The 21,825-nt window shown below is 43.3% G+C and carries 17 protein-coding genes and 1 pseudogene; 12 read left to right on the forward strand and 6 right to left on the reverse strand.

Features of this window, described 5'->3' with window-relative positions; all coding sequences use genetic code 11:
• Nucleotides 1-169 precede the first annotated feature (169 nt).
• The 8 genes from yycF to rlmH all read left to right on the forward strand — a co-directional run bounded on the left by yycF (nucleotide 170) and on the right by rlmH (nucleotide 8,086).
• Nucleotides 170-880 carry a response regulator YycF gene (gene yycF, locus V7127_RS09495; protein WP_335345062.1) on the forward strand — a complete coding sequence of 237 codons (711 nt, stop codon included), beginning with the start codon at nucleotides 170-172 and terminating at the stop codon, nucleotides 878-880.
• A 9-nt stretch (nucleotides 881-889) separates the two neighbouring features.
• Nucleotides 890-2,722 (forward strand): cell wall metabolism sensor histidine kinase WalK, encoded by a 1,833-nt coding sequence (gene walK, locus V7127_RS09500; RefSeq protein WP_335345061.1) that lies wholly within the window; start codon nucleotides 890-892, stop codon nucleotides 2,720-2,722.
• Complete coding sequence (locus V7127_RS09505) at nucleotides 2,719-4,041, forward strand: YycH family regulatory protein (RefSeq protein ID WP_335345060.1); 1,323 nt, start codon at nucleotides 2,719-2,721, stop codon at nucleotides 4,039-4,041. The genes walK and V7127_RS09505 overlap by 4 nt, the downstream gene beginning before the upstream one ends.
• Nucleotides 4,028-4,831: a two-component system regulatory protein YycI gene (locus V7127_RS09510; protein ID WP_335345059.1), complete on the forward strand. Its 804-nt coding sequence runs from the start codon at nucleotides 4,028-4,030 to the stop codon at nucleotides 4,829-4,831. The genes V7127_RS09505 and V7127_RS09510 overlap by 14 nt, the downstream gene beginning before the upstream one ends.
• A gap of 6 nt (nucleotides 4,832-4,837) precedes the next feature.
• Nucleotides 4,838-5,626 carry an MBL fold metallo-hydrolase gene (locus V7127_RS09515; protein WP_335345058.1) on the forward strand — a complete coding sequence of 263 codons (789 nt, stop codon included), beginning with the start codon at nucleotides 4,838-4,840 and terminating at the stop codon, nucleotides 5,624-5,626.
• A 255-nt stretch (nucleotides 5,627-5,881) separates the two neighbouring features.
• Complete coding sequence (locus tag V7127_RS09520; RefSeq protein WP_335345057.1) at nucleotides 5,882-7,120, forward strand: S1C family serine protease; 1,239 nt, start codon at nucleotides 5,882-5,884, stop codon at nucleotides 7,118-7,120.
• Nucleotides 7,121-7,346: 226 nt separating this feature from the next.
• The gene (locus V7127_RS09525; RefSeq protein WP_438823991.1) at nucleotides 7,347-7,526 is read left to right on the forward strand and encodes a CxxH/CxxC protein; all 180 of its coding nucleotides are present in this window, start codon (nucleotides 7,347-7,349) and stop codon (nucleotides 7,524-7,526) included.
• Nucleotides 7,527-7,606: 80 nt separating this feature from the next.
• On the forward strand, nucleotides 7,607-8,086 hold the full coding sequence (gene rlmH / locus V7127_RS09530) for a 23S rRNA (pseudouridine(1915)-N(3))-methyltransferase RlmH (RefSeq protein WP_335345056.1): 480 nt from the start codon (nucleotides 7,607-7,609) through the stop codon (nucleotides 8,084-8,086).
• Between the two features lie 315 nt (nucleotides 8,087-8,401).
• On the opposite strand, the gene V7127_RS09535 is transcribed toward rlmH, so the two are convergent.
• Both V7127_RS09535 and V7127_RS09540 read right to left on the reverse strand, forming a co-directional pair.
• Nucleotides 8,402-9,838: an aldehyde dehydrogenase family protein gene (locus V7127_RS09535; protein ID WP_335345055.1), complete on the reverse strand. Its 1,437-nt coding sequence runs from the start codon at nucleotides 9,836-9,838 to the stop codon at nucleotides 8,402-8,404.
• A gap of 12 nt (nucleotides 9,839-9,850) precedes the next feature.
• Nucleotides 9,851-11,485 carry an acetolactate synthase large subunit gene (locus V7127_RS09540; protein WP_335345054.1) on the reverse strand — a complete coding sequence of 545 codons (1,635 nt, stop codon included), beginning with the start codon at nucleotides 11,483-11,485 and terminating at the stop codon, nucleotides 9,851-9,853.
• Between the two features lie 132 nt (nucleotides 11,486-11,617).
• On the opposite strand from V7127_RS09540, the gene V7127_RS09545 reads away from it, so the two are divergent.
• Nucleotides 11,618-13,219, forward strand: coding sequence for an FMN-binding glutamate synthase family protein (locus V7127_RS09545; RefSeq protein WP_335353987.1), 1,602 nt, complete (start codon nucleotides 11,618-11,620; stop codon nucleotides 13,217-13,219).
• A gap of 726 nt (nucleotides 13,220-13,945) precedes the next feature.
• Here the strand turns inward: V7127_RS09545 and V7127_RS09550 are convergent.
• Both V7127_RS09550 and V7127_RS09555 read right to left on the reverse strand, forming a co-directional pair.
• Complete coding sequence (locus tag V7127_RS09550; protein ID WP_335485244.1) at nucleotides 13,946-14,086, reverse strand: hypothetical protein; 141 nt, start codon at nucleotides 14,084-14,086, stop codon at nucleotides 13,946-13,948.
• A gap of 5 nt (nucleotides 14,087-14,091) precedes the next feature.
• Nucleotides 14,092-14,739: a TetR/AcrR family transcriptional regulator gene (locus V7127_RS09555; protein WP_335346068.1), complete on the reverse strand. Its 648-nt coding sequence runs from the start codon at nucleotides 14,737-14,739 to the stop codon at nucleotides 14,092-14,094.
• A gap of 209 nt (nucleotides 14,740-14,948) precedes the next feature.
• On the opposite strand from V7127_RS09555, the gene V7127_RS09560 reads away from it, so the two are divergent.
• On the forward strand, nucleotides 14,949-15,683 hold the full coding sequence (locus V7127_RS09560; RefSeq protein ID WP_335346067.1) for a glucose 1-dehydrogenase: 735 nt from the start codon (nucleotides 14,949-14,951) through the stop codon (nucleotides 15,681-15,683).
• 74 nt (nucleotides 15,684-15,757) lie between these two features.
• Here V7127_RS09560 and V7127_RS09565 read toward each other — a convergent pair.
• Nucleotides 15,758-15,926 (reverse strand): annotated as a pseudogene (locus tag V7127_RS09565) (thiamine pyrophosphate-binding protein); the annotation flags it as partial.
• Nucleotides 15,927-16,321: 395 nt separating this feature from the next.
• Here V7127_RS09565 and V7127_RS09570 point away from each other — a divergent pair.
• Nucleotides 16,322-18,769, forward strand: a complete 2,448-nt coding sequence (locus V7127_RS09570; RefSeq protein ID WP_335485251.1) for a beta-glucosidase — start codon at nucleotides 16,322-16,324, stop codon at nucleotides 18,767-18,769.
• A 174-nt stretch (nucleotides 18,770-18,943) separates the two neighbouring features.
• Nucleotides 18,944-20,473, forward strand: a complete 1,530-nt coding sequence (locus V7127_RS09575) for a right-handed parallel beta-helix repeat-containing protein (RefSeq protein ID WP_335485254.1) — start codon at nucleotides 18,944-18,946, stop codon at nucleotides 20,471-20,473.
• A gap of 229 nt (nucleotides 20,474-20,702) precedes the next feature.
• Here V7127_RS09575 and V7127_RS09580 read toward each other — a convergent pair whose 3' ends face one another.
• The gene (locus tag V7127_RS09580; protein ID WP_335485257.1) at nucleotides 20,703-21,824 is read right to left on the reverse strand and encodes an ABC transporter permease; all 1,122 of its coding nucleotides are present in this window, start codon (nucleotides 21,822-21,824) and stop codon (nucleotides 20,703-20,705) included.
• Between the last annotated feature and the right edge of the window lies 1 nt (nucleotide 21,825).

Here is a 21,825-nt window from a genome sequence, read left to right on the forward strand (position 1 = left end):
AATGGTAACTATTTAATAATTATCCAGCCCTGCCTCTGACATCCTAGAGAATACAACGTTTTTTCTTAATAGATGAATTCACATTTATAACATGTTAAAGTAAAATTGAATGATAATAAACAAAATCTATCAATCAAAATAAATCAATCTTCATGAAAAGGAGAATTACATGGAAAGAAAAATTCTAGTAGTTGATGACGAGAAGCCGATTGCTGACATATTGCAATTTAACTTAAAAAAAGAAGGCTTTGAAGTATTTTGTTCGTATGATGGAAATGACGCTCTCGAAAAAGTGGAAGAAATTAAACCAGACCTTATTCTTCTTGATATTATGCTTCCGCAGAGAGATGGAATTGAGGTTTGCCGGGAAGTAAGGAAAAAATACGATATGCCCATCATAATGCTGACAGCAAAGGATTCTGAAATTGATAAGGTTATCGGTCTTGAGCTTGGGGCAGATGACTATGTGACAAAGCCGTTCAGTACAAGAGAGTTAATTGCCCGTATCAAAGCGAATTTGAGAAGGCATCAGCATATGGCTGCCAATGCGAATGAAGAGGATGAGACGAATGAAATTACGGTCGGCACCTTAATCATTCATCCAGATGCTTATATTGTGTCAAAAAGAGGAGAAACCATTGAACTGACTCACCGTGAGTTTGAGCTTCTTCATTACTTGGCAAAGCATATTGGACAAGTCATGACCCGTGAGCATCTTCTTCAGACAGTTTGGGGTTATGATTATTTCGGGGATGTTCGGACAGTTGACGTAACTGTTCGAAGACTCCGAGAGAAAATTGAGGATAACCCAAGTCATCCAACCTGGATTGTGACAAGAAGGGGAGTTGGGTACTATTTACGAAACCCTGAACAGGAGTAAGGACATTCAATGAAAAAGGTAGGCTTTTTTCGTTCTATTCATCTTAAGTTTGTCATCATCTATGTGTTGCTCATATTGATTGCCATGCAAATTATTGGCGTTTACTTTGTTAGACAATTAGAATCCACACTTAAGGATAATTTTAAAACAACCATCCAGGATCGTGTAAATCTGCTTGCTTATTATCTGGAGGAGCAGATGACGAAGGAGCGCTTGCCCGATGAGGAGGGTCCGACCCTAGAGGAAGATGTTTACCGGCTGTTAAGAGATTATAATTCGGAAGACATTACTGAGGTTAGGGTTATTGAGGGGGATACGTTAAAAATCCTGGGAACCTCTGACCCTGATAACCAAGGCGTTGTCGGGCAAAGAGATACTGATACATTAATAAGAATGACGCTTGCCACCTCTCAACAGGCAAGTGACGAGCTTATTGATTCCCAAACGGACAATCGAATCTGGGTTTTAGTTACACCGATTAAGCATAATGGCGAGGTAAGAGGAGCCATCTACCTCGTTGCAAAAATAGAAAATGTATTCGAGCAGATGCGGCAAATTAACAGTATCTTTATTTCCGGTACAGCAATTGCCCTTGCCATTACAGCGATTTTGGGTGTCCTTCTAACTCAAACCATTACACGGCCAATGTCAGATATGAGAAGACAGGCTCTTGCTATGGCGAAGGGAAACTTCTCCCGTAAAGTTAAAATATATGGCAATGATGAAATTGGCCAGCTAGCCATGACCTTTAACAATTTAACGAAAAAATTGCAGGAAGCTCAGGCTACAACTGAGGGGGAAAGACGCAAGCTGTCATCTGTACTCTCCTATATGACAGACGGAGTGATTGCAACAGATCGAAAAGGAAGGGTTATTTTAATCAATGAACCTGCTGCCGACATGCTGAATGTTTCACGTGAAACAGTTTTATCGATGCCGATTGTTTCACTTCTTGGTCTTGATGAAGATTATACATTTGATGAATTGCTATCTGAACGGGATTCAATCATTTTGGACTATAGCAAGCCTTCAAATACATTAATCCTGAGAGCTAATGTTTCTGTCATTCAGAAGGAAACGGGATTTGTTAATGGACTCATTACTGTTCTCCATGATATTACGGAGCAGGAAAAGATTGATATGGAGCGCCGGGAATTTGTTGCAAATGTTTCCCATGAGCTGAGAACGCCACTAACAACAATGAGAAGTTATTTAGAGGCCTTGGCAGAAGGGGCTTGGCAGGATGAAGAAATTGCTCCGAAATTCTTAGATGTAACTCAGACGGAGACAGAGCGAATGATTCGCCTTGTTAATGATCTGCTTCAGCTTTCAAAAATGGACAGCCGGGAATTAAGCTTGAAGAAGGAATGGATAGATGTTATTAGGTTCTATAATCGAATTATCGACCGTTTTGAATTATCGAAACAGCAGAATGTTACTTTTGAAAGAAAACTCCCCGACCATTCAGCGTTCGTTGAAATGGATGGAGACAAACTAACGCAGGTTATTGATAATATCATTTCGAATGCTCTTAAATACTCCCCAGAGGGTGGAAAAATAACCTTTAGGCTTGAGGAACAGAATGAATTTGTCGTTATTAGTGTTTCTGACCAGGGAGTAGGGATACCGAAGGAAAATATCAATAAGATCTTTGAACGATTTTACCGGGTGGATAAGGCTAGAACGAGAAAACTTGGAGGCACTGGATTAGGGCTTGCAATCGCTAAAGAAATGGTAGAAGCACACGGCGGGGAAATATGGGCGACAAGTAAAGAAGGAAAAGGAACAACCATTTCGTTCAGCCTGCCATATGATCGTACTGAAGAGGATGATTGGGAATGACATATGAAAATATTAAATCACTCATATTAGTCATTTTAGTATGCTTTAGTGTGCTATTAACATGGAGCATCTGGACATATCAGCCAAACTTAGAAACGATGAAAAAAACAAAAACAGTTCAAGAAGTCGCCATCAGTGAGAAAAAGGATGCCGAAGAGATTGTTAAGCCAGACAGAGTGATCTACCATTATACGAAGGAAAAGCATTTTGGGACGACAGATGCGGGTGAAATTGATAAGATCATTTCTGAAATTAGCAGATGGAATTTTACAGATTTTATAAATGTCACTAGTGAAATAAAGAATTACCCATCATTCATTCATAATTCCGGAAATGCAGTCATTCTTTTTCCGGATTCGATACCAATTGATTTTTACCGAACAATCATTGATATGAAGGAAAAAAAGATCCCAGATTTTTATTTTGACCGAATTGTTATTGATACTGAGGGAATTCAAAAGGATCAAGGATTTGTCTATTTCATCTCATCTGAAAAGGGCCAGGCTTTCCGAAGCCAAGTGCCTGCATCCTTCGTGCAAAGTTTTTATAATGGCTTTTTTAATAATGCCGAATATAGCCTTCATTATGCTAAGTACTTTCTGTTTAAGGTTTCTAGCAATCGGGTTATTTACCTGCCAGAGGATGCGCCTAAAATGCTTCAATATCAGTTTTTATCGACTCCTTTAGAGTCAGAAAAGTTCAAGAATGCTTTGTTTAAGGATCCTACTGTCGTCAAGAAGAGCTTTCAGCAATCTGGAGAGGAATACACAAATGGCTCAAGCTTAATGCGTGTGAATAACGATCGAAATACACTCTCATATGTGAATCCAGTAGGAGGCAGCGAAAGCCAATTGACTTCAAAAAGCCTTCTGAAAAGGAGTATTGATTTTGTCAATGATCATGGGGGCTGGACCGATAATTACCGTTTTGTTGAAATGGACGAAACGAGCCGCCAGGTATTGTTCCGTATTTATGATGACAAAGGATATCCTATTTTTAGTGAAGGCAGCGGAATTTCAGAAATTCGCGAAACTTGGGGCCAAAGTGAAATCTATAAGTATTTCAGGAGTAACTTTTTAATTGGGCTCAGAATGGAAGCGACTGAAGTTAATCTTCCATCAGGACAAGAGGCCCTTGGGTTATTGGAATTGAAAGGAATTGAACTGGCTCATCTGCAGGATATGATGCTCGGCTATGCGATGGAAAAGGATTCAAGGCTAGTGTATTTAGAGCCCAGCTGGTTCTATAAATATAATGGTTCCTGGAATCAGTTATCCATTGATGAGACAATGGGAGGGGCTAATCGTGGATTGGAGTAGAATCAAAACCATTTTCATATTAACCTTCCTCGTCTTGGATATCTATTTAATGTATGAGTTTTTTAAGCTAAACGACTCCAGCCAGTATGAGTATAGTACAGAAACTTCCTTTGAAAAGCGATTAAAGGCAGACGAAATCGAGTATGTTGAGCTCCCAAAAAACTATGCAAAAGATACGTATTTAAGTGCAAAGCCGAAAAACTTCAATAATGATGAAATTGAATCATTAGAGAGAACGAAGCTAAAGGGGCAGAGACTGCAAGTCAATACAGGCAATGTGCTAAAGTTTGTTCTTGATAAGCCATATGAGCTTAGTGATAAATTGGATACGGCAGAAATAAATTCATTTGTCAAAAATAATGTTTTGTATGGGGATCAATATCGTTTTTGGAAGAAGGAAGAGAATGCGATTACGTATTACCAACAATTCGATGATAAGGTTTTCTATCATAATATGAGCGGCGAGCTAACTATTTATTTAAATGAAGAGAATGATATTGTGACCTATCAGCAATCCATGCTAGAGGAAATTGAAGAACTATCAGAAGAACAGAAGATTATCCAGCCCTTGAAGGCGATTGAAACGCTATATGAAAATGGCTCCTTAAAGCCAAAGAGTAAGATTACAAATGTGGAGCTTGGCTATTTCAACTTTGTTCAAACAAGCACGTCACAGGTACTGACTCCTGCATGGCGGTTTGTGATTAATGATAAAGAAGATGTATTTGTTCACGCCTTTGAAGGGCAGATCATCCAATTAAACAACGAAGATAAAAATATAGTGGAGTGAGAGAATATGCGATTCAGCGTACTCGCGAGTGGTAGTACGGGGAATGCGATCTTTGTCGAGACTGAGGATCATTCGTTTCTTGTCGATGCGGGCTTGAGCGGAAAGCAAATGGAAGCCTTGTTTCAAAAGATTGACCGGGATATGGGGAAGCTCTCTGGCATCTTAGTAACACATGAACATAGTGATCATATTAAAGGTGTCGGGATACTCGCAAGAAAATATAAATTACCCGTCTATGCAAATGAAAAGACATGGAATGCAATGGATGGTTTAATAGGACAGGTCCCTGTGGAGCAGAAATTTACTTTTTCCATGGAGACGGTTAAATCATTTGGTTCATTAGATATTGAATCTTTTGGGGTTTCACATGATGCCGCAGATCCGATGTTTTATGTGTTCCACCATTCTGGGAAAAAGCTCGTTTTGATTACGGATACAGGGTATGTAAGTGATCGAATGAAGGGGCTCATATCTAATGCGGACGCGTATGTGTTTGAAAGCAACCATGATGTTCAAATGCTGCGGATGGGCCGATATCCATGGAGCATTAAAAGACGAATTCTCAGTGATGTCGGACATGTATCCAATGAGGATGCGGCGATCGCAATGAGTGAAGTGGCCGGTGATCGGACAAAGCGCTTTTATCTGGCACACTTAAGCCAGGATAATAATATTAAGGAACTAGCAAGAATGTCAGTAACGCAGACGCTTGAAAGCAGAGGCATTATTGTGGGAGAACAGTTTGAGCTGTATGATACAGATCCAAAGACACCGACAGCACTGACGGCAGTTTAAGGTGGATGTAGGAAAGGAGTGGGGAGCCTCTTGTGAGGGGCTTCCTGCTCCTTTTTATTATTAAAAAAATGGTTCTAACTTATGAACAAACTCGTAAGATTGCTGATTTGACCAGCATTTCAATAGATTCTTAAAAAGAGGCGAGTATAATAATAAATAAGGTGGAAGAATAGAACTTAGCACTTATATTTGACACCTTTTAAATAGAGCTTGTAAGAAGTTTCTAAATGAAATAAAGGAAAGGAATGGTCCAGTGTGGGTTATTATGATCAAGATTATCAAAACCGGTATAAGAAGCAAAAGGGAAATAGGGGCGGCTATTTTTTAGCAAGTCTTGTCGGGGCAATTCTAGGTGCCATTCTTGTACTTATTGCCATCCCGAAATTAGCTGATTTTAATGTATTGCCTTATTCTGTTCAGCCAGATGCGCAGTTAGAAGAGAGTGCTGCATCTAATAACAACGCAAATATTCCTACTGAAAATGTTTCATTGAATGTAGTTTCAGACGTAACAAAAGCGGTAGATAAAGCAGGGGATGCGGTTGTTGGGGTATCCAATATTCAATCAACAAGCTTCTGGGGTGAAGGCAGCAACGGTGGAAACGTGGAAGAGCCTGCTGGAACAGGGTCAGGCGTCATTTATAAAAAGTCCGGAAATAAAGCTTTTGTTGTCACGAATCATCATGTAGTGGAGAATGCTAGTAAGCTAGAGGTTACACTAGCGGATGGGACGAAGGTTCCAGCCGAGCTTCGAGGCAGTGATATTTGGACGGATCTTGCTGTCCTGGAAATTGATGCGAAGGACGTAAAAGCCATTGCCGAGTTCGGAAATTCCGATTCCTTAAAAGCGGGAGAACCGGTGATCGCCATTGGAAATCCGCTTGGTCCAACCTTTTCTGGGTCAGTGACACAAGGGATTATCTCCGGATTAGAGCGGACCATTCCAGTAGATATTAACCGTGATGGCGTCATTGACTGGAATGCCGAAGTACTTCAAACAGATGCAGCGATTAACCCTGGTAACAGTGGCGGAGCCTTAGTCAATATTAAAGGGCAGGTCATTGGAATTAACTCCATGAAAATAGCCCAGAGTGCAGTTGAAGGAATTGGCTTAGCGATCCCAATCAACTCCGCACTTCCGATTATTAATGATCTTGAAAAATTCGGCGATGTCAAAAGACCATATATGGGTGTAGATTTAAAATCCGTTAACGAAATCCCATCTTACTATCAGCAGGAGGCATTGAAGCTGCCAAGAGACGTGAACTATGGTGTTGCTTTAAGGCAAGTTGTGCCAAACTCACCAGCTGCACAAGCGGGATTGCAGGAGCTCGATGTAATCGTTGAAATGGATGGAGAACAAATCAAAGATGTCGTAGACCTTCGAAAGCACCTTTACAATAAAAAGAAAGTCGGCGACCAAATGAAAGTGAAATTCTACCGCGATGGAAAGCTTCAGGAAGTAACGGTGAAACTGAGTGGGGAAACGTTTTAAATAAGTGAATAGGATTTGAGACAGGGGAGCGATAATTGCTCTCCTGTTTTTTTGAATTTGAAAGAAGGCTTAAACTGTGAATAACTTTTTGCAGGTCTGGCTATATAAAAAATGTGGGTGCTTTCACATTTGTTTTTGTTTTGTTAAGATGAAATGTGGATAACTGAAAAACGATGTGGATTTTAAATTATCCACAATACAATTTTAGAAACTAGGTGGAATGAGCATGAAAGAAAACGAGCAAATCATATACAGCTGTGACGAACATGTTGATATAGCAATAGATACAATCGTTGATGAGTATGAGACCTTTCCAATGTTAACGAAAATTTCAGACGAGAAAAAGTTATCAACACCCTGTGAATATTGTCGAAATCAGGCAATATATCTTGTGGCGAACGAATGATCTCACACAATATGTGGATAGAAAATGTGGATATGTGGATAACTCCTGTTGATATCTTGTTTGTAAAGTGAGGATGACTTGTGAATATCTCGATAGTTACCGTTGGAAAATTAAAAGAGAAGTATTTAAAACAGGGAATCGATGAATATCTAAAGCGATTATCTGCTTATGCCAAAATGGATATTATTGAAGTTCCAGATGAAAAGGCACCAGAAGAGTTGAGTGAGACTGAAATGCTGCAGGTGAAGCAAAAGGAAGGCGAGCGGATTCTAGCCAAAATTAATCCGGATGCCCATGTGATTGCTCTTGCGATTGAAGGGAAGATGAAATCATCGGAGGAGCTTGCTGACACGTTGGACAAGCTTGCTACATATGGGAAGAGTAAGGTGGCGTTTGTAATTGGCGGATCGCTGGGGTTGAGTGAGGATGTGTTGAAGCGGGCTAATGAGAAATTGAGTTTTTCAAAGATGACGTTTCCGCATCAGTTGATGAGGTTGGTTTTAGTGGAACAGGTTTATCGGGCTTTTCGGATAAATCGGGGGGAACCGTATCATAAGTAAGTGCAGTTTTATATAAATAAGGTTTTTGTATTCCTAATAAAGAAACTCGCCATGCTTGGCGAGTCTTACTTTTTTATATACCAAAAACGATGCCAATACGACTGCCATTTCGGCACGTATTTTAAGAAAAGCACCTCAAAACGGAACCCTTAATGCTGAAATGCACCATGGTTGAAGAGTGCTTGAAAGCTTGATTAAGCTACATGTTGGTATATATATAGAAAAAGTCATGCGGAGTGTTAGCCTGAATTTTTTAATATGTTTTTAGAAAAGCCCAGGTAGAAAGGTTATAGCTTGTTTCGAACCTTCCCCGGTTTAATTGTTGTCGCTGAATTTTAAGCTGATGAATTTTTCTTCCATCATTTCGCGCATGGCATATTTAACGCCTTCTCTGCCTACGCCACTGTCTTTCCAGCCGCCATAGGGCATATTGTCGATTCTGTAGGTGGGAATGTCGTTCACAATGACACCGCCTGTTTCCAAGCGGGTGGCCGCATAGAAGGCACGTTCAATGCTTGGCGTGATGATTCCGGAATTCAAACCGTAGCGGGAATCGTTTGCTTCGGCTATTGCATTGTCCAGGGTATCAAACGGTGCAATACAAACGACTGGTCCGAAAACTTCAAAACGAGACACTTTTGAATCACGGTTCACATTGGTTAGAACCGTTGGTGCCAAAACATTGCCTTCCACCGTTCCACCGCATTCGATTTTCGCGCCTTCCTGAACGGCTTCATTGATCCAGCTCTGTAGACGATCTAAAGACTTTTTCGAAATAACCGCGGTGATATTCGTCTTTTCATCCAGTGGTGAACCAATCACCAGTTGCTTCGTTCTGCTGACGAATCGCTCCAAGAATTCGCCGTATAAGGATTGATGGACATAAATCCTCTGAATTGAAATACACACTTGGCCATTATAGGAAAAAGCCCCCATGACCGATCGCTCGATCAATTGGTCAATATCGACACCTTCGTCGATGATAAATGGTGAATTAGACCCAAGTTCAAGTGTGAGTTTGCGAAACCCGGCCTGCTGCTGAATGATATGACCGACTTCCACACTCCCCGTAAATGTCACCTTTTTTACATAGGGATGTGTGGTTAATGCCTCACTTAAAACATCTCCCTTGCCCGGAATAATGTTTAGCACTCCGTCCGGCAGCCCCGCTTCTTTAAAAGCCTCTGCTAAAAATAAAGAAGAAATCGGCGTTTGTTCGGCTGGTTTCAACACGATCGCATTCCCTGCAGCAATGGCCGGCCCGACCTTGTGGGCAACAAGATTAAACGGAAAATTGAACGGGGTAATAGCCGTCACCACACCAATTGGCGTGCGAATCGTAAATCCAAAGCGGTTTTCCCCGCCTTCAGCTGCATCCATCGGAATTTGTTCCCCGTAATTACTCTTGGCGGCTTCTGCTGCGAAACGATAGGTTTGCACTGTGCGATTTATTTCCTCGCGAGCATTACGGATGGATTTTGCACCCTCTAGCGCCATGATTTCCGCACATTCCAAGCTTCGTTCCTCCAGGATGTCGGCGACTTTTGCTAAAATTTTGGCACGGGCATGCGCCGGATAGTTCCTAAATTTTTGAAAAGCCGCATTTGCCTCGACAATCGCCTCTATGGCATCGGCTGGCTCTGCCTGGCCAATATCTGAAAGAAACTCATTTGTATGGGGACTATATAAAGGTTCATACGTTTTTGCTTCTCGCCATTTTCCGCCAATCCACAATTGCCATTTCTTTTTCACCTGATAAACCTCCTATAATTTACAAATATAATCACCAAGTGTTTTTGATAACTTGACATTCTCCGAATAATCAACATCCACATCAATCAGCACAATTTCGTTACTCGATAGTGCTTTTTCAAGCATGGGAAGCAATTCATCAGAATGAGTCACTTTCATCCCTTTTACCCCAAAGCTTTTGGCAAAATCTAAAAAGTTTGGATCTGTAAATTCAATATTCGCTGACCGATTAAATTTATTCAGCTGTTTCCATTCGATTAAGCCAAATTTCGAATCATGAAAAATAATGACCACAAACGCTAGTCCTAGCCGTTTGGCTGTTGCAAGCTCGACCCCATTCATGAGGAAACCACCATCACCCGTTACCGCAATTACTGGTTTTTCCGGATGGGCAAGTTTCGCGGCAATAGCTCCAGGTACGGCAATACCCATCGTTGCCCAGCCATTTGAGATAATCGTATGATTTGGCTTTTCAGGCTGATACAAGCGGGCAATCCACAATTTATGGGCCCCAACATCTGAAATAATAATGGCTTCGCCTTTTTCTGCTTTTTTTATATCGGCAATGATTCGCTGTGGTTTCACGGGGCTTCCTGACAGCTCATCGGAAGCATGCAATTTTTCCACCAGCTGCTCCTTTAACTTCACAACTGCCGGCCACAGTTCTTTCTTTTCAACCAAAGGGCTTAACGCCTCTAGTGCTTCCTTCACATTCCCAACTAATTCAGCTTCAAGTGGATAGTAGGCATCGACCTCCGCTGGAAGGCTGTCAATATGAACAATTCTGTTCCCGGCCTCGTCATTCCAATATTTTGGTAAGTATTCTACAAAATCATAGCCAACCGTAATAATTAAATCCGCTTGATCAAATCCGCAAAGAACATAGTCTTTGGCTTGCATTCCTACTGTATATAGTGTTAAAGGATGATTGGCTGGCAGAACGCCTTTCGCCATAAAGGTGTTTACGACCGGAATATTTTTTGCTTCGGCAAACTGTCTTAACTCTACGGCAGCCTCATCGCGAATCACGCCGTTTCCTGCTAAAATAATTGGCTTTTTCGAACGGTTTATTGCCTCGGCTGCTTTGTTCAAAGAACTTCTTGAAGGACTGGAAGATGGCTTTTGCGATACTGGAAGTGGCTTTCCTTCCGTTTCTTGCATGGCGATATCCTCAGGAAGCTCAATATGAACAGCGCCAGGTTTCTCCAGTACGGCTTGTTTAAATGCTTTACGGACGATTTCCGGAATCGTGTGGGCTACCCGGATTTGTTGATTCCATTTGGTGATTTTATCAAAAACACCGACAATATCTACATATTGATGGGATTCTTTATGGATTCTCTCCAAACTCGCTTGACCTGTGATGGCGACAAGCGGTGCATGGTCAAGAAAGGCATCCCCGATTCCGGTTAGTAAATTGGTTGCACCCGGCCCAAGTGTGGCTAAGCAAACACCGGGTTTACCGGTTAAGCGGCCATATACATCAGCCATAAATGCGGCCGCCTGTTCATGATGAACCAGGATTAGTTCAATATCTGACTCAATCAGAGAATCAACGAAATCAGTGTTCTCCTCGCCGGGGATCCCAAATATGTATTTAACCCCTTCATTCTCTAAACATTTCACAAATAAATCCGAAGCTTTCAATTCATCGCCCCCATTTCCTAATTTTTTCGTTTGCTTATTTTCCCTCGCAATGGAAGAAATATGTAGGAATGTATAAACTTTTAAAACCTGTATAAATTAAGCCCATATGTCTTTTTAAGGGGCTGGATTCAGATGTATATCGCAAATATTTTGATTGTTATAGTAATAGGATTAGGAGCGCTTATTCTTCTCGGGATTATTATTTTTCTTGTTTACTTATACATATTTGACCGTAATCAAAAGGCCCACTCGATTTTACGCAACTATCCCGCGCTTGGCAGGATGCGTTATTTTTTAGAAAAAATAGGTCCGGAATTTCGCCAATATTGGTTCAACAGTGATACGGAAGGGAAGCCATTTTCACGCGACGAATATGAGCATATTGTGAAAAGTGCTAAATACAAAAGGGATGTCGTTGCATTTGGATCAAAACGGGATTTTGATGAGGAAGGTCTCTATATCCGCAACGCGATGTTCCCTAGACTTGCCGAAGAAATAAAAATGGACCGTGAAACAAAAGTGTTTACGAAACGATACATCCTATTGAAGGACCCGCTTTTTTCCCAACGTGAGGAAAAATGGGAGGACGAGGACTCGCTCGCCCAGTTATTGCATGATGATGATGCCGTCGTCATTGGCCCGGACACCAAATTTCCATTTGTTCTGAAAGGCCTTATCGGCATGTCGGCAATGAGTTATGGAGCACTTGGAAAAAGTGCCATTACTGCCTTATCAAAAGGATTGGCATTGGCAAAAGGCGCGTGGATGAATACCGGTGAAGGTGGATTATCCCCTTATCATTTAGAAGGAGGGGTCGATATCATCATGCAGATTGGCCCAGGCCTATTTGGGATTCGAGATAAAAATGGCGAGGTTGATTGGGACGAGTTGAAGAGGAAAAGTGAAATCCCCCAAGTAAAAGCCTTTGAACTTAAACTTGCTCAAGGAGCCAAAACACGTGGCGGCCATATTGACGGTGAAAAAGTAACTCCGGAAATCGCGGAGATTCGCAAGGTAGAGGCATGGAAATCCGTTGATAGTCCAAACCGCTTTCACCAATTTAGCGATGTGGGTTCACTGTGCGAATTTATTGAAAAAATACGTGAACATACCGGCAAGCCTGTAGGAATGAAGATTGTGGTTGGTGGGAATGACAGCGTCGAAGAATTAGCCAAGTATATGCGCGATACCGGAAAAGGACCTGATTTTATAACGGTTGACGGCGGTGAAGGAGGTACGGGGGCATCCTATCAGGAATTAATAGACACTGTGGGCTTGCCTATTAAATCAGCCCTGCCCATTTTAGTCGCCACTCTAAAAAAATATGGGGTCCGTGACCGGGTCAAAATCATTGCCTCTGGCAAGCTATTCACCCCTGACCGAATAGCCATCGCTCTGGCTATGGGGGCTGACCTAGTCAACATCGCGCGTGGATTTATGATCACGGTTGGATGTATCCAAACCTTGAAATGCAATTCAAACGCCTGTCCAGTCGGCGTTGCGACAACAGACCCTAATCTCCAAAAGGCACTTGTCATTGATGAAAAGAAATTTCGGGTAGTAAATTACCTAGTTACCCTAAGACAGGGATTGTTTCGAATTTCAGCAGCGGCGGGCATTGACTCTCCCATTCATTTCCGGCCGAAACATATCAGCTACAAAGACGAAAAAGGCGTCGTGACATCACTTGAAAGAATTTTAAAAGAAATCCAGGAACAAGTGGATGCTGGGTAAAACTGTCCGTGCCTGTCCCTCCCCGAATTTTGAGATGTTGATTCCTGCATCTGGGGTCAAGAGTATCCGCTCTTATCGGTTGGGGGATCATGTTAAGTACCCGATCAGGTAAATAGTCAAAAATCGCTTAAATAGACGGATAGATTCCGCCTATTGACTCGAAAAACGTGAAAATGGGGGATTTTCTTTGCATAATCGGAAAATCTCCCCTTATTTTACTTTACTTAATTAAGGACAAGAATTCTTATTTAAAAGGAAGTGAGATGAACGGGTTTTAGGCGCTTTAATTTTAGCATTCTTTTTGAAATCCAAGAGAACCTCATTTTGATGCGTTGCGGTGAACCGTACCGTAAGTAGGTGCGGTTTTTTAAAAGGACCACCAAAACGTAAATTTTACAATGTTTTAGGTGGTCTTGAATTTATATACTAAAATGAATCATATATTTATTTTATTTTGAGGCTAGTTGAATTTTTTCACATAATGCTGAGATTTCATCGAAAAGACAGAGTGCTTTATTTGATAATACAATATCTAAAGCTAATGATTCAGGAGGAATGATCGTAATATCAGGATAAACTAACCCAAATTCTTGTCGATTTAAAGAATGAAAGCAGGTTTTCATAATTGATAAAGATTCGATTAATTTTTGAACGGTATCATCATGAACTGTAATGTAATCGTTTAGCTGGCTATTATATAATTTTTTATCGTTAATATCACTAATGTCAAATTCTTGGACAAAGGCATTTATAAACTGTCCAGTTTGTGAAGTCTGTTAAGTTTGCAGAATTGCCATCGTTCACTTCATGAATACGTTTAACACAACGGTCAATTGTCGTTGTTTTATTTAATAGGACATTATTCATGATTTCTAAGCTTTAATATGTGATAAGTAGAGTTCTTTCATAATCTGTAATTGTCGCTTCGGTTTTACCTCTACATCGTAATAGTTAACTGATTTCATAAGGGCCAACTTTCGAGCGAATAAACCAAAGCTGTTTATGAGGGAAATCATGGTTTCCTTTATATTTATTTCCTTACGAATCGATCCATCGAGTTCTCCTTCTTGCATAATTCCCAACATCAAGACATAGATTTCTTCTCTAACTTCGTCATATATAACGATATCTTCCAATGGCTCCTTTGAAATAGCTACATAATTTTCGAATGCATCAATAAACTTCGTAGAGTTTTTGGATGGGTGGGTAACACTCTCCGTTAGGTAATCAAATATCTTACTAAACTTTTCATACGCATTGTTTGGCTCATTGGCAATTCGTTGAAATTGATAAAGCTCTTCTTCCATTATCGATGTTGCAACCGCGACAATTAATTTATCTTTTTTTGGAAAGTATCGAAATAAAGTAGCGATGCCAATTCCTTCTTCATCAGCGATAACTTGCATTTTGACGTTTTCTAATCCAGAATCTGCAAATAATCGTTCAGCTGTTTTTATAATACCTTGGTAACGTTTGTTTCTGTTTTTTTCTCTTAATCCAGTTTTGTTGGAAGCCTCCATAACAATCTCCTTCGTTTGAATCTATTTTAGATATACATGGAATCTATTTGTTTTGCAATTATATCAGAATTCGTTTACAATTTGATTAATGATAGTTAGACTATCATTAATTTATCATGATAAAGTTATGATGAAGTGGTTTCGTAATAAAAAACATTTATGGGAATGATTACGGCGGAAGCATTCCCGAATAGAATGGAGGAAATTTAATGGGTCGATTAGAGAATAAGGTAGCAGTTATTACTGGTGGCGCACGGGGAATGGGAGCGTCTCATGTACGACTTTTTGCGAAAGAAGGAGCAAAAGTAGTCTTCACAGATTTAAATGAAGAAGGTGGAAATGCTTTAGCGAATGAATTAGGAGAAAACGTAAAATTTGTGAAGCAAGATGCAACCAGTGCAGATGACTGGGCCACAGTTATTACTGAGACTGAAAAAGCATTTGGTCCAATCAACATATTAGTAAACAACGCTGGGATCAGCATGAGTGTTCCACTAATGGAAATGACAGAAGAACAATATCGCAAAATAGTTGATATTAACCAAGTATCCGTCTTCTTAGGAATGAAAGCGGTAATCCCTTCAATGCAAAAAGCAGGAAGTGGTTCAATTATCAACATTTCATCCATAAATGGACTTGTTGGTGGTGCGATAGGGTACACAGATACAAAATTCGCTGTACGTGGAATTACAAAAGCGGCAGCTCTTCAACTTGGTGGATTAGGAATTCGTGTTAACTCTGTTCACCCTGGTGTAATCGAAACTCCAATGGTTACACAAGGTGATGCAGTAGAACAAATAAAAGAGTTTGCAAAACACATTCCAGTTCAACGTATAGCAAAACCAGAAGAAGTATCTAATATGGTACTTTTCCTAGCATCGGATGAATCTAGCTATTCTACAGGTTCTGAATTTGTCATTGACGGTGGATTAACGGCAATGTAATAGAGTAGTTTCAACACCTCTATAAAGAGGGATAACCTTTTTATAGAGGCTTTTTTAGTGTTATAGAAATGGATATTTGTTAGTCGACCGTAAACATCTGCCATAAAAGCTGCCCCTTGTTCATGATGAACATTGATGAAATGAATCCATCAGGTCAAGGGTTTCTTTACCCATGATGCCAAAAATATACTCAACGCCCTCATTTTCTAAGCACTGAACAAGTAAATCTGTTGCTTTCGTCATACGACGCCCCTCTACCAACTTGTTTTTTCCTATTTTCCCCTGAATTTATTAAAAAAACTTCATTTACTTGTGGTAAGAATAATGAAGCATAATGCTTATTAAATTTAATTTATTTTGATTGTTTATCTGGAAATCATTGCTGCTACAGTGTTTGAAAACCTTTTTAGGACTTTAGGAGCATTGCTATTCTCTTGGTTTTTGTTGGTGTTCTGCAATTAACCAGTCATACTAGCGTAATAGTATATCTCTCTAATAATGGACTTACTAGATAGTAAAGGAGAGTTTAAAAAACGAATTATTTTAATACGAATAAACAACTAGATGTGAAGGAGATATTAAGATGAAATGAATTATTTCAATTCGAATAGACAACTAGATGTAAGGGAGATATTAAGATGAAAAGAATGTTTCCAATTTTATTGACAGCAATAATCTTCATGTCTACGTTAGTAATGCCTATTAATACGATGAACGGTAGAGCGGAAGGGACCAAGCCCTGGATGAACACCAAGCTCTCTGCTGAGGAGCGCACCAAGCTGCTTCTTGACGCGATGACGATGGAACAGAAGATCCAGCAAATCGCCATCTCGCGCTTCAATGAGAACGACAAAGGTGAGACGGTCGTCATCAAAAGGGGCGGTAGTAACAAGTATATGAGCGGCGTATTCCCGCCTCAGGGTACCCTGCCCGGGTGTGAGTGGCAGGACACCGGCCGGCAGATCCGTGGAATCGAGGAACTGGGTATCCCCACAGTCCGCATGACCAACGGTGGTACGGGTGTGAAGGGCGGATCGTGTGGCAATGACCCAGTGGCGACGGGCCTGCCGTCCACCCTGGCTATGGCCGCGACCTTCAACCGAGGGCTGAACTATGAGGCCGGTCGAATCCTCGGCGCGGAGACACGTGCCTTCGCGCATCATGTGATGCTGGGACCGGGCATGAACCTCGTGCGCCACCCGTATAATGGCCGGAACTATGAGTACTTCAGTGAGGACCCATACCTGACTGGTACCCTGGCGACCGAGCAGGTCAAGGGCATCCAAAAACAGGGGGTCCAGGCCCAACTCAAGCATCTAGCTGGCAACGAGCAGGAAACCGAGCGGTGGACGATGGGTGTCCAGGTTCCCTCAAAGGCCATGAATGAGCTGTACATGCTGCCATTCGAGATGACCGTCAAGAATGCTGACCCGGCCTCCATGATGTGTTCGTTCCCGGATGTCAACGGCATTTATGCCTGTGACAGTTCTGAATTGCTCCAAGATGCTCTGCGGCGCAACTGGGGCTTCGACGGTTGGGTCATGAGTGACCGTCGCGCGATTCACAACACGGTCGCTGCCATCAAGGCGGGTACGAATGTCGAGCTCGATTGGGCACCACAATACTACACTCAAGAGAAGATCAAGAAGGCCCTTGACTCGGGTCAGGTGACAGAGAACGACATTGACAATCTACTTCGTCCACGGTATATCAAAATGATTGAGTACGGCCACATGGATGAGCCTTTCAACAAGTTCCTACCGGAGATTGTCGACCTGAAGGCCAACGGCGCTAGCGCGCGGAAGATGGCCGAGGAAGGTTCTGTGCTATTGAAGAACAATGACGGCTTCCTGCCACTGGACGGCAAGCCGAAGTCAATCGCGCTGATCGGCGTCGAGTGGTTCGCTGGTATTGCCAAGATGTCCCCGCGCTCCGTTCGGGACGACAATGAGAACGTCGTGACCTCTTATACGGTCACACCAAAACAGGGCCTAGAGAATGTGATCAAGGAGCTGGGCTATGGCACCAAAGTGACGTACAATGATGGCCGTGACCCGAAGGCTGCTGCTAAGCTTGCCGCTGAGTCCGATGTCGTGCTTCTCATGATCGGCGACAACCCGCATGAGACCAAGGACCGCGAGACACTCGGCTTCCCGGCTATCGACCTTGACAAGAACCCGGATCGAGTGGACTGGGTGGAGCAGGAGCCGATGATCGACGCTGTTCTGAAAGCCAACGCAAAGAACACGGTTGTGGTCCTGAAAACTTCCGGTACGGTGCTCATGCCGTGGCTGGATAAGGTCCCTGCAGTGCTTGAGGCTTGGTATCCGGGAATGGAGGATGGCAATGCCGTCGCCAATCTGCTCTATGGTAAGGTCAATCCGTCCGGCAAGTTGCCTATGACGTTCGGTGCCACTGATCGTGAGGCCGCCTTCGCGACCGAGAAGCAGTTCCCTGGAACCCGTCAAGACACTGGCAAGCCAGGAGGCCCTGGCCCGTACGGTGACGGTTCCGACCAGCTAATTGCCCAGTATACAGAGGGCCTTAAGATGGGCTACCGCTGGTACGAGGCCAACAACGTGAAGCCTGTCTTCCCATTTGGGTACGGCCTGTCGTACACGACCTTTAAGTATGCCAACCTCAAGGTGAAGAGGGTTCGCGGTGAAGGAGGTGGCCCAGGAGGCTCGTTGTCCGGTATTGACGTGTCCTTCACCGTCACGAACACGGGTAGCGTTGCCGGCAAAGAAACCGCCCAGGTCTATTTGACCCTGCCAGAGGAGGCGGGACAGCCAGCCAAGCGACTCGTCAACTTCGAAAAGGTTTATCTTGAGCCCGGTGAGAGCAAGCGAGTGACTTTGCGGATTAATCAGGCTGACTCCAATCACCCGTTCTCCTACTTCATTCCAAAAGAACCGGACAACCTTGTGAATTGGGCTGACGGCAAGTGGGCTACCGCTGACGGAAAGTACGGTGTACATGTCGGCGGTTCCTCAGCAGACACCCCGTTAAAAAAGGACGTCCCGTTGAACTTCAAACTCAGCAGGGACAAGAGCAAGGGCAAAGGCAAAGATAAATCACATCGATAGGCCCTTGGCCATGGGATGACATCGGCGACCCGGCAGGGATTGTTAGGCATCTCGAAGGTGGTGAGCCCGCGGACTCGGTGAATCAAGCCGAGGCCCGCGGGCTCATTGCTTTTCTCGACACCTTCATAGGCGACGAATGGACGAAAAGAGTTAAGGAAGGACGTGAGAAGTATTATGAAGGAATCCGTTCGAAAAAGCAGGCGAGGTCCGGCGTATTTGTGGTGGGTGGCCCTTGGCCTGATGGCCCTCTTGACCGCATGTACCGTTGAGGAATCCGAAGGGCCGATTGGGAGCGATGACGCCGTGGAACCCGCCCCGTCCGGGCACGGTGACTGGCAGGTCCCGGGCTTGGTAGACCGGTCCGGTGCGCCGATCGAGGTGCCGACACCAGGTCCGGCCACAGGCAGGACCCTGTACGTCACAGACTTCGGGGCAGATCCGGATCCGGACTCACAAGACGATGCAGCAGCCATCCGAGCGGCCTTGGACGCGGCTGAACCAGGTGACGAGGTCGTACTGCCAGCCGGCACATATGACCTGCGCTCCACTGACCCGGCCGACAAGTCGGCGAACATCGTGTTGCGCAGTGGTGTAGACCTGCGCGGTGAGGGCCAGGAACGGACTGTGCTGCTGACCTCCCTCGATGGCGAGGATAACAGCCGGGTGATCCGTGGCTCGGGCATTCACGATGTCATCATCGCTGACTTCACCATTACCTCCCGTCATGAGGGTCCCCTCGGAGATGACCCAGACAACGGCAATGCGGGTGGCGGCCCGATGTACGGGATTTACCTCGGAGCCCTCAAACGGAAGGCTAGTTCACAGGTACTTGTGGAAAACGTGGGCATTCGCAGGTTCGAGCGCCACGGGATCTCCGTCAAGGCAAGCCGTGAAGTGACCCTCTCTGGAAACTACGTAAGTGAGGCAACTGCTGTCGGTCCAGGCGGACAGGGCTACGGCATCGCTATCGAGGGCTCAGCGGACCAGCACGACCCGGATGCCACCAATGATTCCCGGCACAATGTCGTTATCGGTAATACCTTTAATGGCAGGCATCTGAGGCACGCCATTCTGCTTCAGTTCCCCACACACAACAATCTCGTGGCGGAGAACACTATCACCGGCAGCCACCTCGACGCAATCGACCTGCACGGCGAGGGTGAGTATCTGAACGAGATCCGGGACAACACGGTTATCGGCGGGCAGGGGGCGGGCATCGCGCTGGGAAATTCCGGCGGGTCCAAGAACAAGCACGATGCCTCAGGACCTGGAAACTGGGTGCACTCCAACGATTTGATTGGAAACCGTCAGGGAATCCTCGTCATCCTAGGAACTCCTGAGACCCTCATCGAGGATAACAGGATCACCGCCGGGAAGGATTCGAAGGCTGGCATCGAGGTCCGCAATGCGCCAGGCACAGAGTTGCACGGTAATCACATCACTGGAGGGACTGACGGGTTCTGGGCGATCCGGCTCAGTGAGGACCGCGGTGCTGACGGACGGGGCAAAGGAATCCCTTCAGGCATCAGGATCGAGTGCAACGTCATTCGACAGGCCGCCAATGGCATTAGGATCGATGCCGGGAAGGACCTCAGATTGGTCGAAAATGTCGTTGATGGCATCGACGGAGCCAAGCTGAGGGTGGCCGATGGGATCGAGGTGATCCAGCGGTTTCCTATAAAAACGCAACGGTGCGAAAGTTGAGTACTAGTCATTTTATTATAACTTCTATAAAGAACCCAGCCTTCATGAAAAAGAGGGCTGGGTTCTTCTAAAAAGTTCACTCATTTTTCATATAAACCGAAGGCGCGACTAGCGGATAGGAACTAGTCGGGCCTTTGGAAATTAGGGACAGGATTTTTTTGCGAAATTTTGATAATCCAAGAAGAATTAATAAATTTGAGGTAATAGTACCGTCCTTTGTTTCATCGTTTTACCTGGTTGACACAATTGATTTTCTTTTATATAACAAGGAACCAATGATAAAGGCAATTCCACCCCAAAGAAGCATGTTTCCAAAACCAAACCAAAGAGAGGCTGAAAGAATAGAAGTATTATAGACCATACTGTCTCTTAGACCGTCTGCAAAATAGGTGAGCGGAAGAATGTTTGAAACAGGATGCAGCCATTCGGGCATTGTTTCAACCGGAAAGAAAATACCGCTTACAAACATCATCAGAAAGCTGACAATGTTTGCTGCTCCCATGTAGGCCTCATTTGTATTGCTAAAAGAAGAAATAAAATAGCCAATTGCATTGAAGGAGAGGGCTCCGATTAAGATGACCAGCAGTAAACTAGGGAAATTAATAAACAAATTAGCCCCGAATAGGAATACGCCAATTAAGGATAAGAGAATGATTTGAATGATGCTAAATAACAGGCGCATCACCATATCACTAAGACCAAAGATCCCCATTTTTGCCGGGGTCATCCGCAGCCTTTTTATTAACCCTTTTCTGCGCATATCCACTAAGTCAACCATTCCGAATAAGCCGCCTTGGGCAATTGATAAAGCAATCATTCCAGTTAAGAGAAAATCAGTATACTTTAATTCCTGGCTGCCTGAGGAAATGGTTTCAAATTGCTGCTCATAGGTTGGGGTTGCACCAACTGCTTGCAAGTTTGCCTGCTGAATAAATTTATCCAGAATACCCGAAACGACTTGGGTTGATACACTTTGTTCATTTTCTTTGTTTACGATCAGTTTAATCGATGTTGCCTGTGCTGATTCTGGCAAAATGATGGCAGCATCAACTTCCTTCTCTTTTACTAAAACTTTTGCTTTATCTTCATTAACAGAATCATTTCCACTTGCTTTAATAATAGGAATTTGTTGTAATTGCTTAGCCATCATAGTAGACGTTTCATTTGAAGATTCATTAACAATAACAACTTTCGTGCTGAAATCATCATTTGAACCACCGCCAAATATCGTCATAAAGATGACCATTAAAATAATTGGAAAAAAGATCCCCCAAAACCACGCTTGTTTTTCACGGAATGTTAATTTTAATTGAGCAAGGAACATTTGTTTAAATTGCTTGAGATTATTCATC

The sequence above is a fragment of the Bacillus sp. JJ1773 genome, from assembly GCF_036962035.1.
Lineage (GTDB): Bacteria > Bacillota > Bacilli > Bacillales > Cytobacillaceae > Cytobacillus.